Genomic DNA, 16,003 nt, shown 5'->3' with positions numbered 1-16,003 from the left:
CCATGATTTACCAACCAAGCGATCGCTCCACTGATGCATCTTCCGAGCAACCAATTTCCATTCTCTTAGTGGAAGATAATCCTACCGATGCCGAACTAACTATTCGAGCATTGCGTCGTGCCAGAATTGGCAATCAAATTCAACTGCTTAAGGACGGAGCAGCAGCTCTAGATTTTATTTTTTGTCAGGGAGAATATGCCCGTCGCACCATGACGAGTCAACCCAAAGTCATTTTGCTGGATTTGAAACTGCCAAAGGTGAGCGGATTAGAAGTTTTGCGGCAACTCAAGTCCGATCCACGCACGCAAAAGATTCCCATTGTAGTGCTGACCTCTTCCGCTGAAGACCGAGACATGCTCGACAGTTACCAGTTTGGGGTGAATAGTTACATCGTCAAACCTGTAGATTTTGAACAATTCAACCAAGCAGTCCAACAACTTGGTTTTTATTGGGTTTTCTTAAATCAATTGCCAGCTTTTGGATAGCTTAAAAAGAAAGACTTTGATTCTGGTTCTCCCTTTTTAGGGTTTATACCATTTCGCTAAATACCTGATATAAATCAATACAGTTCACATAAGACCAAAACACTTGTAGAGACGGCGATTTATAGCGTCTCGAAAACTCGAAAACTCGAAAACCCATAGTTTTGTAGTTCTGCCTCCTGAACCTGATAAAAAATACCGAAACTATTAAGATCGGAAATATGTGCCTACTTCATATCCACTAATCTTTGCCAGCCATGCCTCTGTCACGCATCGTAACGCTGATTGTCGGTCTAATCGTCATTTTGGGGCTAACTTTATGGCTAATTGATTCGCTATCACGGCTTTATTGGCAATTGTCTTATTCGCCGTTGTTAGGTAACTTGCTGCTTTTGCTGCTAATTGTGCTGATTGGAGGGTTGGTTGCTGCTTTTGTTTATTATGTATTAGTGCTTCAGTCAGGCGAAAAGCGATCGCGCCGCAATCGTTCCCGTGTGACTCCAGCGCAAATCCCCGCTGGCAAGTCTGATGCAGCTTCTACGACTCTCCAAGCTGTGCGCCAACAGGTAGCGCAAATTCAAGATGAAGTCGCACGTCAAGCTTTATTAAGTAAATCACGGGAGATTGAAGCCAACCTCGCACGGGGTGAAATTCAAGTGGTGGTATTCGGTACTGGGAGTGCTGGTAAAACTTCCCTGGTAAATGCCATTATGGGACGCATGGTCGGTCAGGTGGATGCACCGATGGGTACAACCCAAGTTGGCGAAACTTATTGTCTGCGGTTGAAGGGATTAGAACGCAAAATTTTAATTACGGATACGCCGGGAATTTTAGAAGCTGGCGTCGCGGGGACGGAACGGGAACAAATGGCGCGGGAACTGGCGACGGAAGCAGATTTATTATTGTTTGTGGTGGATAATGATTTACGACGCTCGGAATATGAACCACTACGGGGATTAGCAGAAATTGGTAAGCGATCGCTGTTGGTTCTCAACAAAACTGATTTATATACAGATGAAGATAAAGAAGCCATCCTCGCCAGGTTGCGTCAGCGGGTGCGGGGATTTATTGCTACTAATGATGTCGTAGCGATCGCTGCTAATCCCCAATCTGCACAACTGGAAACTGGCGAAAGCTTCCAGCCAGAACCCGATATTGTTCCTTTGTTGCGGCGCATGGCTGCAATTTTACGCGCCGAAGGTGAAGATTTGGTGGCGGATAATATTCTTTTGCAATCTCTCCGATTGGGTGACGAAGCGCGAAAGCTCATCGATGGTCAACGCCGCCGCCAAGCTGACAAAATCGTAGAACGCTTTCAGTGGATTGGTGCTGGCGTTGTGTCGGTGACACCTGTACCAGTGGTAGATTTATTAGCAACCGCCGCCGTCAATGCTCAAATGGTTGTAGAAATTGGTCGAGTATATGGCTGTGAATTGAATATGGAAAGGGGACGAGAATTAGCCCTTTCTTTAGCAAAAACCATCGCCAGTTTGGGCATTATTAAAGGAGCAATTCAATTATTATCTACAGCTTTGCAACTCAATGTTGCTACCTTTATTATTGGCAGAGCAATTCAAGGTGTGACAGCAGCTTATTTAACGCGAATTGCTGGTAAAAGCTTTATTGAATATTTTCGTCACGACCAAGATTGGGGTGATGGCGGAATGACAGAAGTTGTGCAGCGACAGTTTCAAATTAATCGCAGAGATGAATTTATTAAGGCTTTTATTCAAGAAGCGATCGCCAGAGTAGTCAAGCCATTACAAGATAAAACTGAGGCGATGGAAAAACAAGAAAGCAGAGAAGAGGTTCAGTGAACTACCTACACTAGACTTCTTGCTTTTATTGGGGAAAAGGGTAAGGGGTAAAGGGGAAAGCGGCTCCTAAAAACCCTTTTCCCTTTCCCCCCTCTTGCAAAAGTCACTTTTGCAAGAGGTCTACTTTGTTTTTTGGTATTATGCAGATGTGCGCGACAAAGCGAATTTATCAATAGATGTAGAGACGTTGCATTGCAACGTCTCTACAAGGATTTTGGCATCACATCTGTTAATTATGAATTATGAATTAATAATTATTTGGTCAAGGACGCTTTTCGTCTGCGCTTTAACCACAAACCTGCAACACCAGCAACCGCTATCCCACCAAGGGTATAAGGTTCTGGAACTGTGGTTGAATCGTCGGTATCAATTACAAGTGTTGCAAAAGTACCATCACCGCTACCGGCGAAGAGATATTCCTCTGAATCTAATCCAATATCACCCAGAAGCGCGCCTCCAATTGAGAAAAAGTTTCCGCTTCTGTTATTAATATCTGCAATGGCGTCAGAGTTGAGAGCAAAACTCAAAATTTCGTTGGGATCGCCAGAACTACTGACATCAAAAGTTCCATAGTTTTTACCACTTCCCAAATCGCTATAAATAGTATTATTGGGGCTATTAACTTTTTGGCTTAATACATCAGCAGGTGTTGAAACATCAAATAAACCTAGAATTTTTATTCCATTTTCTGAACCATCAAATCGTTGAACTTGTAGGGTTGCTGACGAGACGTTTCCTATATCATCAAGATCGAATGTAAAATAATTACGCAAATCTGTTGCGCGTATGTTTCCAGTTATGTAGTTGGTGTTACTGTTAGAATTACTAACATTCAGCCCGCCTTCAGCAGCCCACCAACCTTGGCTAGACGCACTCAGAGTCAAAATTGCTGCTTGGGCTGTATTCATCATTCCTAATCCGAATCCAACAATAGCAGCCGTAATTGTCAATTTGTAAGACTTTTGCATCGGATATTGCCCTCAATTTGAACGTGTTTGTGTGAAACTGGCAAAACTCTTTCTTGTACGATCGCTGCTTCTTCAAGAATCTAATTTCTTGAATATTAAGAGTTACTAATCTTAGTTCAAAATTTTGTGTTAACTACCGTTCTACTGGCAGCCTAACTTCTGTAGTAACACTTAATAATACTGTTACCAGCATCATAGTACTTACAAAAATTCAATTTTTTAAGTAGAAATACATAAAATTTATATAAAACTTACACAAATTTCATATTGTATTTTTTAAACTGTCTTTAGCAAGCCTAAACCATTCGTGAAAAAATCTATTGCCTACCTAGACAACTAATTTCACAATTCATTTAGGAATGCTATTTTGCTAAAACACTATCGAGAATTATTGAGCGAATCTGTTACCTTTCAATAAATCCTCGTTCTGGCAAAATTTCATCTACCAAATTGGAGACGCTGATTGTAGTAGCGGCAATTATCATTTCTTGAGTGAATATTGTAGTGACGATGAACTGGAGATTTGTGGAGCGATCGCCCATCAACTACAAACTAGGCTACATTGTGAAACTCAGTTAGGAAATATGATTATAAATTGCAGCGATCGCTAAAACTTACTTATACACGTTTAAATACGTTCTATTTATGATATATTAATCACCAGCAATTAAAAAACGCTGGTTTTAGAGTCAATCTTTATTTTGAAATAAATACTTGAACTAATAATGAAAACCAAAGGAAAAGCAAATAAACCAATAGCCAGTCTTTCTTTAGATTTAGATAATATTTGGTCTTATTTGAAAAATCAAGGCGCTCCGGGTTGGGAGAGTTTTCCCTCTTACTTAGATATTGCAGTACCGCGTTTTTTAGAAATTCTTGAGCAATGGAATTTGAGAATCACAGTATTCATTGTTGGTCAAGATGCAGCGCTGGAAAAAAATCATCAGGCAATACAGGCGATCGCCAATGCCGGTCACGAAATTGGCAACCATTCATTTTACCACTCTCCCTGGCTGCATTTGTATTCTGAAAGTGAGATAGAAGAAGAAGTGGCTATGGCTGAAGAACATATCAAGCGCGTCACTTATCAACAACCTGTAGGGTTTCGCGGCCCTGGATACAGCTTTTCTCCAGCAGTATTGAAAGTCTTAGCGCGACGCGGGTACGAATATGATGCTTCAACTTTTCCTACAATTTTGGGGCCAGTAGCACGAGCTTATTATTTAATGACTTGTAAACTCAGCAAAGAAGAACGCAAAAAGCGGGAAGCTTTGTTTGGTAGTTTCAAAGATTGTTTGCAACCTCTAAACCCTTATCAATGGCAGATGGGTAAGGATAGACTGACTGAAATTCCTGTTACCACCATGCCAATTTTCAAGGTGCCAATTCACTTTAGCTACATCATGTATTTGGCTAGATTTTCTAGCGGTTTGGCATTATTTTATTTGAGAATTGCTTTGTGGCTGTGTAAACTGACACGCACTCAACCATCTTTATTACTCCATCCCACAGACTTTTTAAGTCAAGAAGATGTACCAGAGTTATCATTTTTTCCTGGTATGGATGTCCCCACCTACAAAAAACTGGCAGTGGTGAATAAAAGCTTAGAAATGATAACGAGTCAGTTCAATGTTTTGACTGTTGGACAACACGCCAAGTCCGTAGCTGGTGTTCGTCAACTACCTGTATTAGTACCTCAAAAAAGGTAAAAATAGCCTCGTTACCAATTACAAGAAGCAAACAAATCAGCGACAATCTCAACTAGTTCTTCTGGAAAGACTGGTTTAGATACATGAGTTTGAAAGCCAGCTTCTAAAGCGCGAATTCTGCTCTCACTATCGCCATAGGCAGTTAAGGCAATGGCTGGGACTTTCCCACCCATATCTGGCTTGAGCGCACGAATTTTTCGGATTAAGGTGTAGCCATCTTCGTCAGGCATACCTATATCAGAAATTAAGATATCAGGTTGTAATTGGGGTAAAATTTTCAGTGCTGCGGCGGCGGATGGAACTGCTTCGACGGTAGCTCCATCTGCTTCTAATACTGTAGTAATAAAATAGCGAATATCATCATCATCTTCAACTACAAGAATATTTAAGCTATGAAGAGCTAGAGAAGGTTGCATAACAAATCATATTTTAATTTTGTTTGACAACAGTGATGACGTAAAAGAGGCAATAGGCAATAGGCAATAGATTTTTGAGGAATGATTTAGAGTTGCTATAAAATCGAGTTAGTAATTATTATTTTTGTGCATATATTAGGAGAGAATGGCTAATGGAATAGTCTTATTTTGATGCAACAATATTTATGAGCGATCGCGGATAATTTCTAGTTCTTGATAACCTGTTTGTTGGTCAAAAGTTCTATTAAAGGTAAATTCCTCACTTGCACCAATAACTATTTCCGCAGTTGTGTAGATAATGCATCCATAGTCGAGATGTCCACCGATAGTTTTGTCTTCTCGATCGGAAATAGCGATATGCAAATGCACACCTGTAGTTACTATTGTACCATTGAGAGCGATGATTTCAAATTTTTCGGTTAATACAGTACTAATGGCTTGATTAGCAAAGCGAATTTTTGCTTCTTCTAGGCTACCAATGGCACTTAATATAAACCCTGCTTTAATGTCTTCTTGTATAACAAAATTCTTTAAGCTTTGCTTTAAATCTTCGTGGAGTTTTAATCTCAAAGCAAAAACTTTCATGATTCAATAATCATTAATTAGTCTTTTTGGTAATATCTAGCAATTAAACACAAATTTCTCAGGAATTTTACTGAGCCATTAACACAATAAACATCACTAATATATACATAAATATTATTAGGATGCACAATATGTCAGATCTACCAATTCAGTGCAAAAATTTAAAAGAACAAGTAGAGTCAATATTACAACTTTTACAGCAAGAACCAACGCTACGTTCTCAAGATATTACATTTGTACAAACTTCTTTAAATAAGGCGATTTCTCCCAAGTTTGAAATTGTGTTTGCAGGTGCATTTAGCGCTGGAAAATCAATGCTAATCAATGCACTCTTGGAAAGAGAATTACTGTATAGTGCAGAGGGACACGCTACAGGTACAGAATGCAAAATTGAGTATGCAGAAATAGATAAAGAACGGGTTGTTTTAACTTTTTTAAGTGAAGCAGAAATTCGAGAACAAGCAGTTTTTTTGTGTCAGCAACTAGGATTTAAAACAGTAGCTAATATTAACCAAGCTGATGTAATTAACTTACTACGTCAAGGTTGCGAAGCAATTATTCAACAGGAAGGTGGTGAGAGTAAATCAGAACGTGCAAAACAAGCCAAGGCGTTAATGTTATTGGTAGAAGGATATATAGCAAACCGCGATCGCATCAACACTGTTAATAATGCTACATATTCAATGGAGCAATTTAACTTTTCTAACCTCAAAGAAGCTGCTGGATATGCGCGTCGTGGTAGTAATAGCGCGGTATTGAAGCGGATAGAATATTACTGCAACCATCCTTTACTACAAGATGGAAATGTAATTATAGATACACCCGGTATCGATGCGCCGGTGGAGAAAGATGCACAGCTAACTTATGCCAAAATTCAACATCCCGATACTTCGGCGGTAGTATGTGTGCTAAAACCTGCTTCCGCGGGTGATATGACAAAAGAAGAAACAGAACTTTTGGAATTAATGCGGCAAAATGGCGGAGTACGCGATCGCGTTTTCTATGTCTTCAACCGCATCGATGAGACTTGGTATAATACTCAGCTACGCCAACGATTAGATGATTTAATTAATGGACAATTTCATGATACAAATAGGGTTTATAAAACCAGTGGTTTATTAGGATTTTATGGCAGTCAGATTAAACAAACAAGTGCAAAAGATAGATTTGGTTTAGATTCTTTTTTTGCCGAAAGCGTCAAAAGTTTAGATGGAAAAGAAGAAACACCACAATTTGTCTATGCGTTTAACAACTATTGTGTGAATTCTGGAAAACTATCTTCCACAAAATTCCGTGTTTCTGTTAACGGTTTTGAAACGCCGAATCAAAATTATGTGCGGATTTTGGGAGATTGGGGAAACGAACTGATAGAACAGCTAATTGAAGATAGTGGGATTGAGGAATTTCGCACTGCAATTACTCGTTATTTGACTGAAGAAAAACGTCCGCAATTATTTAAAAATCTTGCTAATGACTTGGAAGATGTTTGTATAAAATTGAAAAAACATTACCAAAGTTCGCAACGAAACTTAGATAGTCAGCCACAAGAGATTGAGACTATGAAGGCGCAAGAATTACAACGTCTCAATCAACAACTCCAGCAAATTGGTAAAGACTTTAATCAGCATATCAAAGAAGAAGTTAACCTAATAGCTGGTAGTTCTTGTGATGCTTTTGAAGCAGATTTTAAGCAATTGCAATCACGAATGATTCGCCGTTTAGATGAGTTACTAGATACTTTTTCTGTAGCTTATGCTTATCGACGTGCAACAATCAGTCACCCTCGTAATGCCACTGCACCTTTACTAGCGATTTTAGTGGAGGCATTTTATTATTTAGCAAATCAATTAGAAGATATTTTAATTGAATCTTCTCAGCAAATAATTGCCAGCTTTTTTGTACGGTTGCTGGAAAAAATTCGCAAATCAGAATATTATCGCCAATTGTATCGCTTATTAGATAATGATGGTGGCATTGAACAAGAAATTAGAAATTTAGAAAAACTAGTGACTCAAGCAATAGTTAGTGCAGCTAGTGTAGAGTGCGATCGCTTTGTGCGAGAAAGCCCTAGATTTTACGACGAAGGCACTTTTTCCATATATCAATTTCGCCAGACTTTATTACAAACCTCCCAAACTTACGACGCTGAAAGTATCGTCGAAGCAGAACCAGCGATTAGGCAATTATTGAAGTTAGATTTTGAACCAAAAGTTTCTCAAACTATTCGCAAATCTTTCCGTCAAACCATCAACCAAATTTTGAAAACTCAGCTAATACCAATGGCTGAGCAACAAGCAGATAACATTTTGCAGCAATATCCACAGGCACGTGCTTATTTAGAGAAAACACTCGAACAAGAAGCTGAAGCCAAAATTGCCACTAATCAGCGATTATTGAATGTTTTGCAAGCAAATATTGAAGAATATAATTCAGCAGCTTCTAGTATCAATCTTTGTTTACAAGCAATGCAATTATCTAACCATTTTTTGCCTGTAATTGGCGATACTGAATTTATCTATTTTTACCCTGAGCCATTAAATACAGCTACTAACGGATTTATGATTTCAGATGGGTTAATTGATGGGGTAAAAGAGGTTTAGCATAAATAAATCAGAAAAATCCAAAAATTGAGGCTAATATAACTACTGGTAATTATCGCAACGGAGGCAGGTAAATGATTCAGTCATTACCAATTCCTATTACTGTTAGCCAGTTTCTAGACTGGTATCCTGTTAATTCAGCACAGCTTCGTTACGAACTACATAATGGATTTATCAAGGTAATGCCACCGCCAACAGGGGATCATGAATTAGTTATCGCATTCTTAATCAAGCAAATTTTGCTGGAGTGCGCTCGATTTTCAATCCCCTATGACATTCCTAAAATGGGATTTGTTCAAGCATCTGAAAATGAATCCGCTTTCTTACCTGATGTGCTGTTGTTGAATCGTTTCAACCTAGTCAATGAGCCGTTGTGGAGGACTAAATCAACACTCAGTCAATCGGCATCAATCCCATTAGTTATCGAAGTTGTCAGCACAAACTGGCGTGATGATTACTTTACCAAACTTGGTCAGTATGAAGCCATTGGCATCCCAGAATACTGGATTGTAGATTACGCCGCCCTAGGTGGTAGAAAATTCATTGGTAATCCTAAACAGCCAACTATCTCCATTTACTCGTTAGTTGAGGGAGAATACCAAGTCCGGCAGTTTCGCACAAGTGACCGCATTATCTCACCTATTTTCGCAGAATTGAATTTAACTGCCGAACAAATTTTTCAAGCCGCCAACTTCCCGGTGTAGCCGATGACTATCAACCGTCGGCAATTTCTCACAACCTGTGGACTAGCTACCTTAGCCACCCAAATACCAACACTTACCGCTGAAGGTAAACTATCCCTAAACACCGTCCTCAAACCCCCACGTCTGCAAGTCGGCGACACCGTGGGATTAATCGCTCCTGCGGGTATCGTTGACGCCAAAGAAATCGAAGCAGCAGAGAAATCAATCTCACAATTAGGGTTAAAAGTCAAGCAAGGGAAGCATATTTTAGACCGTTATGGTTATTTAGCAGGTAGAGATAGCGATCGCGCCGATGATGTAAACTCAATGTTTAGCGATCGCTCCATCAAAGGAATAATTGCCATGCGTGGTGGTTGGGGCTGTAATCGCATTTTACCTTTACTAAACTATTCACTGATTCGCTCCCATCCTAAAATTCTCATAGGGTATAGCGATATTACTACTTTATTGTTGGCGATTAATGCTCGTAGTCGGCTGATTACTTTTCACGGCCCTGTAGCCACCTCTACCTGGAATCAGTTTACAGTGGATTACTTCCAGCGCATTTTATTTCATGGTGAAGCCGTCACCATGCAAAATTCCAACGCTAAAGAAGTGCAAGTGGAGACAATAGCACCAGGAAGAGCGAGGGGTAAACTTATTGGTGGAAACTTATCAGTATTGTCAGCAATGGTAGGTTCGCCTTATCTGCCTTCTTGGAACAAAAGTATCTTGTTTATAGAAGAAATTGGCGAGGATGTTTACCGTGTAGATAGAATGTTAACCCAGCTAAAAACTGCTGGCATACTTAATCAAATTGCTGGCTTGATATTTGGGCAATGTACTAATTGTAGCCCTGGAGATGAACCATCATTTACCTTAATCCAAGTGTTACAAGACCACATAATTCCTTTAGGAATTCCTGCTTGGTACGGTTCAATGATTGGTCATATTAAAGATAAATTTACCTTGCCAATTGGCGCAGAAGTAGAAATAGATGCCGACGCTGGAAGAATACGAATGTTAGAATCGGCGGTCAATATAATTTAGAATTCAGAATTCAGAATTCAGAATTTACGTCTGATGTGAATTATCCAAATCAACGAAATATCAAGGATTGTGCGCCCTGTAGAGACGTTGCACTGCAACGTCTCTACTCATGATGTTTGCTGCATTTCAGCATAAGCTTGATAAACACCCTTCACGTTGTACCAATTTAGAAAAATTCGGGCAACTTCTAAAGCCAATTGCGGTTTACCTAAATTAATCAACCATTGCAAAAATGGAGCCATTGTCCGTTCGTTGAGTGCGCCATTGAGTGAAAGAATGCCCCAAAGTAAACGGTGTAGCCAAGTCATTTGAATCATCATTCGCACTTCCCATGTCGGATGTTTTTGATAAAACAAAACTCCCATGCGTCCGCGTTGAATTTCTTTGTCAATTAAACTTTTAATTTGTTCTAAATTAAACGGTGGATGCCAGTGATAGCCTACAGCTTCCGGACATTTAATTAGCGTCAAACCTAATTTTTTCAGCCGCACACCTAATTCTAAATCTTCCCAGCCATAGAGTTGAAAACTGGTATCAAAAACTCCTGCTTTTTCTAGCCAATGTTTAGGAATTGCGACATTTCCGGTAGCAAAAAAGGCTGCTGAAAAATCTGTGACTTTGTAGGGTTCATCTGTTGGGTTGTCGAAATTACAAGTATTGATAACTGCGCCGTAAGTGAAAAAGCGATCGCTCCCCAATTTCTCTTTTCCCTGCACTAATGCATTACCATGAGCTTCTAGGAAATTCTTTAGCACCACTAAATCGCTATCAATAAAGATAATCGTGTCTCCTAGCGCCTGTTCTACCCCTAAATTCCGCGCTGCTGCTGGCCCCGCATGATCTTGCACAAACCATCGCACATGGGGAAACTCTTCTTTGTGCGCTGTCAACCACTCCAGTGTGCCATCAGTAGAACCATCATCCACCAAGACAATCTCGTAACCAGTAATCGAACTTGGCTGATTTAATTCCTGCACCTCCAAAGCACGGAGGCACTTTTCTAAAATCGGACGGCGGTTATAAGTCGGTATCACAACGCTGAAAAACACAGTCTCACCCACAACACATTTATCCATCTCTAGGATAGGACAGATGGGGTACTGGCTCTGTTCCCTACCTGATTTTGCTTACGTAGAACCCAAGGTTTAATAAATTTAACTTAATTAAAATATAATCTAAGCTTAACTTTTGTAAACTAAGGTTTTTATTAAAGTAGTTAATCTTTTTCCATACATAACGGTTTGCAATTGCCTAAAGCTTCATTCAAATGAGAATGATTGTAAACAAGGCAATTGATATTTTATTTTTTAATAAAGTTAAATTCTGAGCTATTTAAAACACAGCGAATTTCATAAAATCAAAAGTTTATGATGTTAATTCAGTAGAATTTGTTTCTACTAAGTTTTTCCTGTCACAGCAAAGGAAAGTTTAATGTCTAAATTCAGTCGCAGAGAAATTTTAATATTTTTTGCTGGCACTGCTGGTGCTGTTGTTTTGGGAAACCAAATCCTGAAAGGTTTTTTCAGCAGTAGAGAAGCAAAAACCGCGTCGCTGAGCTTTACACCTGTACGTTTACCACATCCTCTACCAATTTATCAACAACAGAAAAATTTCTTGCCAACGAAAATTGGTGAAGGAGAAGTAGTTAATGCATCTGCGGATGTTGAGTTAACTAGCTACACCGTTCTTGATGATGTGGTAGTGCCGCCAGAGTACGAACGTTATGTAATTGTCAGTTGGGGCGATCGCGTGTTTCCAAACAAAGACGATTATTTTGGCTACAACAACGATTTTACTGCTTTTATTCCCATTGAAAAAACTAACGATGTCGGGTATTTATGGGTCAATCATGAATACATTAGTTTTCCATTTTCTATTTTAGCAGTTGAAGATGCTTCCGATCTAAAAGGACTCCCTGACGCATTTGAAAATGTCATTGGCTGGGCTTTACCTTCTACCAGAAATATTGAAGTTGAAGGGGAATTTTTATATAATCAAGGTGGCTCGATTGTTCGCATCTCTAGTCAGAATGCAAATAAACGTTTTGTTGTCGTCAAAGATGATAAAAACCGCCGCATTCACGGTCTTTCTGGATTGGGAATCAATAGCCAACGCAAAGATAACTACAAAAATGTCACAGCTTGGGGAAGTCGCAACCACCAAAAAGGTGACCAAAATTATTTAATTGCAACTGGCCCAGCTGCAAGCCAAGTTTTTAATCTGTCTTCTGATGAATTAGGTAACAAAATTATTGGTACTGCCTTCAATTGTTCTGGCGGTAAAACTCCTTGGGGAACAATTTTATCTGCTGAAGAGAACTTCCAAAACAGCGTTACAGAAGCAGTCAAAGCTAATGGTACTCAGACAGAATATACAGATAAAAGTATCGGCAAGACTTTTGGATTAGTTGGCGAAAAATACGGTTGGATTGTAGAAATTGACCCCATAAATCCGCAATTTCGCCCCCGGAAGCACACCTGGTTAGGTCGTTTCCGCCATGAAAATGTTGCCGTGCGTGCTGAAGAAGGTAAGAAATTAGTTGCTTACTTGGGTGATGACAGACGTGGGGGACATACTTGGAAATTTGTCAGTGCTAGTACTATCTCTTCACCAACGAGTAAAACTAACAGTGAATTGTGGGAAAATGGAACTTTACATGTTGCCCAGTACAATCCAGACGGTACAGGTAAGTGGATACCGTTACTCTTAACTACTGCTACCAATCCAATTGCGCCGACAGTTTTATCCTCTGTAGAATTTGCTGCGTTGCAGAAAGCCCAAAAAGAAGGTCTTTTACCACTACCGAGACGTAATGGTATTGCAGGTGAAACCACAGATGGTGGTATTTTTAAATGCGATCGCACTAACGAAGCAAAAGCACTACCTGATTATCAAAATAAAAAACTATCTGATTTCTATTCTAGCCAAGGTGCCGTACTCACTGACGCGTTTTTAGCCGCAAACTTAGTCGGGGGAACTCCCACGGCGCGTCCAGAAGATATAGAAGTGCATCCCACTACCAAAGAAGTATTCATCGCCTATACTGACGGTGCCCCAGGTAGCGATGGTTATCCAGATTCCCGGATTTTTCAAGTTGCCAAGTTAAGTAAAGACCTCAATGCAACCCAGCAATCAGGAGGACTCTACAAGATTATTGAAGATAGTGCCGATGCTACAGGTCTAACCTTTAAATGGCAGAAATTTGCCCAAGGTGGCGAAGCCGGGTCTGTGAATGGTGCTGGTTTTGCCAACGTCGATAATTTAGTTTTTGACGACCAGGCAAATGTTTGGGGAGTCACGGATATGTCTACTGGCACTCATAATGGTTTTGATGTAGGTGCCCAAGGCAAACAAACCAAAATCGATCGCACAGCTATCGGTAACATTTCTAATTTTACAGGCGTTTTCGGTAATAATTGGCTGTTTTGTATCCCTACCACTGGTGCAAATGCCGGACAGGTAATACCCTTTGCCTATGGCCCAGTGCGTTGTGAAATGACAGGGCCAAGTTTTATCGGGAATACCCTGATTATTTCAGTACAACATCCTGGTGAAGACTGTCCAATTAATGACGGTACGATTCTCAGTCGCAGCATTGAATTACTCGATTTGAATGGTAATACATTCAATCAAACTCGAAGTTTACCTCGTGGGAGTAGTTGGCCGAGTAATATTTCCAAAGCTGATGGTGGTAAAGAGCAAGCTACAGGTGTTCCCCGACCATCTGTAATTGGTATCCAGCCGAAAAATTCTGGTAGCAAGTTTATTTAATCTGAGTAGCCTAGTAATTCATTACTAAGCGGTTGTTGGGATTGGTGCAAGATGTCAGATTAAACTAACATCTTGCACCATTTTTATAGGACTTACGCAAACTCTACGAACTCTTGGCGTTCTTCTCTTCTCTACGAGACGCTAACAGCGAACGAGACGCTTTGCGTTGGCGGAAGCCTCTCGTAGAGAAGGCGGTTCGATAAATTAAGTTTTTTGGCTATTTTTGCGTAGGTCCTGTTTTAATAACTCTCTAATATCATGTCCGCCTAATTAGTTATAATTCGGTGCATCTGTGCAAAAACCAGGAAACCCTCTTTCCCCCTGCTCCCCTGCTCCCCTGCTCCCCTGCCATCTTAATGATAAGTCTTTAACCGGACACGATATAACTCCCGATGCCCCATGCCCAACATAATTGAGGGGCAATCTCCCCATGCTTGCTTTCACTAATAAAAAGCATTCACAGGGCTATTGCCCCTAAATATTTTGAGCGTTTTTGGCGCTCACTATTTCCCCAGAAAGAGTTGTGAATTATTTTTCATCAAGCTATCTGGACTTATGACTCCACACTCCACACTCCGCATCTATTACTCAGCGCTGATTATACCAATTTGAAAAATCATTGCCACAGTATGGATAGCCAAAAAGCCGATTTACTGACTATTTCACAATCCAAAATCGTTCGACTGAGCGTAGCCGAAGTCTAAAATTCAAAATGGTATTACTCAGCAGTAGCGAGTTCAGTGCTACCGCGTGTACGACGCCGTGTGAGGCTGTTGTACAACATTACACCGATCGCTTTGATCAAATTGCCTTCCAATTCATTGAACATCTTCATGTTCATCCCAAAGGCGGCGTTAGCTTCATCTACAATGCGATCGCCTGTAGCATCGTCTAAAGGTAATTCATCCAAACTCTGGCGATATTTGGCTTTGAATGCCTTTTCATCAGAAATATCTGCAAATTCATAGAAAGCGGTACCTTGCCCATCAGACAAATTCATTGCCGTTACAGCAATATTTTTGAGAATTTGTCCCCCGGATAAGTCACCCAGATAACGAGTATATGAATGGGCGATTAACAGTTCTGGTTCTGTTGCAGATATTTCCCGAATCCGCTTTACATAAGCTTCGCCTGCGGGAGATAGTTGGATTTGCTCTCTCCAGTTCGCACCAAAGTAATAATTCAGGTCTTGCTCTAGGGTATGCTTGCGGTTTAACTGGGGAAAATAAATTTTAGAAACAATCGGATGCTGGCGGTGCTTTTCCATCTCCTCTTCCATCGCTGAGTAGATGAAGTAGAAGTTAGCAACTAGTTTCCGGTAAGAGTTTTTCTCGACTACTCCTTTTAAAAAGCACTTGACAAAACCTACATTTTCTGCCATTGTGTGGGCTTTTTTAGTGCCTACACGTAATTTGGTTGCTAAATTGCTGCTCATACTAAATTTCTCAACTTTAAAAAGTCAACTGCCGGAGTTTTGACTGACCAACGGCTAAAAAGGCCATTAAAACGTTACCTTAAAACTATTTGATGAGAATTTATATTAAAATTTTTTAAGCTATCTTAGCTTAGTAGCATTTTACACAACAAGCCAATAAATGAATAAAAGCTTATATTGCTGGGATTTTGATTTTTTGTTGTTACTAGCTAGATTTTACTTTCATTCTCGACTTCAGGGAAATAATACTTAAATATTAAAAGTATTATTTATTACTTTTAATTTAAAAAGACATTAAGTATTAACTAATACGTATAAGAGTCCAGACTAAGATAGAGGGCATAAAGAGAAGAATTAGTTAAAATAAGTCAACTTTATTTACTAACGTAAAAACCAATACTGACTTCATGAAATATTTACAATCACACCCAATTCCTTTAAGTATTTTTACGTAAAATTAAGTTTATCTGAAGCAAATTTATAAAGA

The 16,003-nt window shown here is 39.7% G+C and carries 13 protein-coding genes; 7 read left to right on the top strand and 6 right to left on the bottom strand.

The window, feature by feature from the left end; all coding sequences use genetic code 11:
• Positions 1-2 precede the first annotated feature (2 nt).
• Both H6H03_RS27815 and H6H03_RS27810 read left to right on the top strand, forming a co-directional pair.
• Positions 3-485, top strand: coding sequence for a response regulator (locus tag H6H03_RS27815; RefSeq protein ID WP_190958291.1), 483 nt, complete (start codon positions 3-5; stop codon positions 483-485).
• A gap of 254 nt (positions 486-739) precedes the next feature.
• A complete protein-coding gene (locus H6H03_RS27810; protein ID WP_190958290.1) occupies positions 740-2,299 on the top strand; it encodes a YcjF family protein in 1,560 nt (519 codons plus the stop codon).
• 254 nt (positions 2,300-2,553) lie between these two features.
• Here H6H03_RS27810 and H6H03_RS27805 read toward each other — a convergent pair whose 3' ends face one another.
• Entirely contained in the window at positions 2,554-3,267 is a 714-nt protein-coding gene (locus H6H03_RS27805; protein WP_190958289.1) for a PEP-CTERM sorting domain-containing protein, read from the bottom strand.
• Positions 3,268-3,671: 404 nt separating this feature from the next.
• Positions 3,672-3,809, bottom strand: coding sequence for a hypothetical protein (locus tag H6H03_RS27800; protein WP_190958288.1), 138 nt, complete (start codon positions 3,807-3,809; stop codon positions 3,672-3,674).
• A 183-nt stretch (positions 3,810-3,992) separates the two neighbouring features.
• On the opposite strand from H6H03_RS27800, the gene H6H03_RS27795 reads away from it, so the two are divergent.
• On the top strand, positions 3,993-4,976 hold the full coding sequence (locus H6H03_RS27795) for a polysaccharide deacetylase family protein (RefSeq protein ID WP_190958287.1): 984 nt from the start codon (positions 3,993-3,995) through the stop codon (positions 4,974-4,976).
• Between the two features lie 11 nt (positions 4,977-4,987).
• Here the strand turns inward: H6H03_RS27795 and H6H03_RS27790 are convergent, their stop codons facing one another.
• On the bottom strand, positions 4,988-5,392 hold the full coding sequence (locus H6H03_RS27790) for a response regulator (RefSeq protein ID WP_190958286.1): 405 nt from the start codon (positions 5,390-5,392) through the stop codon (positions 4,988-4,990).
• Positions 5,393-5,575: 183 nt separating this feature from the next.
• A complete protein-coding gene (locus tag H6H03_RS27785; protein WP_190958285.1) occupies positions 5,576-5,977 on the bottom strand; it encodes a PPC domain-containing DNA-binding protein in 402 nt (133 codons plus the stop codon).
• A 131-nt stretch (positions 5,978-6,108) separates the two neighbouring features.
• Between H6H03_RS27785 and H6H03_RS27780 the strand changes: the two genes are divergently transcribed.
• The 3 genes from H6H03_RS27780 (at position 6,109) to H6H03_RS27770 (ending at position 10,310) form a co-directional block, all read left to right on the top strand.
• Entirely contained in the window at positions 6,109-8,577 is a 2,469-nt protein-coding gene (locus H6H03_RS27780) for a dynamin-like GTPase family protein (protein WP_190958284.1), read from the top strand.
• A gap of 74 nt (positions 8,578-8,651) precedes the next feature.
• Positions 8,652-9,281 (top strand): Uma2 family endonuclease, encoded by a 630-nt coding sequence (locus H6H03_RS27775; protein WP_190958283.1) that lies wholly within the window; start codon positions 8,652-8,654, stop codon positions 9,279-9,281.
• A 3-nt stretch (positions 9,282-9,284) separates the two neighbouring features.
• The gene (locus H6H03_RS27770) at positions 9,285-10,310 is read left to right on the top strand and encodes a S66 peptidase family protein (RefSeq protein WP_190958282.1); all 1,026 of its coding nucleotides are present in this window, start codon (positions 9,285-9,287) and stop codon (positions 10,308-10,310) included.
• Positions 10,311-10,417: 107 nt separating this feature from the next.
• Here H6H03_RS27770 and H6H03_RS27765 read toward each other — a convergent pair whose 3' ends face one another.
• Entirely contained in the window at positions 10,418-11,386 is a 969-nt protein-coding gene (locus tag H6H03_RS27765; RefSeq protein ID WP_190958281.1) for a glycosyltransferase family 2 protein, read from the bottom strand.
• A gap of 355 nt (positions 11,387-11,741) precedes the next feature.
• Between H6H03_RS27765 and H6H03_RS27760 the strand changes: the two genes are divergently transcribed.
• A complete protein-coding gene (locus tag H6H03_RS27760; protein WP_190958280.1) occupies positions 11,742-14,081 on the top strand; it encodes a PhoX family protein in 2,340 nt (779 codons plus the stop codon).
• A gap of 718 nt (positions 14,082-14,799) precedes the next feature.
• Here H6H03_RS27760 and H6H03_RS27755 read toward each other — a convergent pair.
• Positions 14,800-15,516, bottom strand: coding sequence for a biliverdin-producing heme oxygenase (locus H6H03_RS27755; protein ID WP_190958279.1), 717 nt, complete (start codon positions 15,514-15,516; stop codon positions 14,800-14,802).
• Positions 15,517-16,003 lie beyond the last annotated feature (487 nt).

The organism is Nostoc paludosum FACHB-159 (assembly GCF_014698835.1).
Taxonomy (GTDB): domain Bacteria; phylum Cyanobacteriota; class Cyanobacteriia; order Cyanobacteriales; family Nostocaceae; genus Nostoc; species Nostoc paludosum.
Note: the sequence above shows the minus strand (reverse complement) of the source record. Positions and strands in the feature narration are given on the sequence as shown.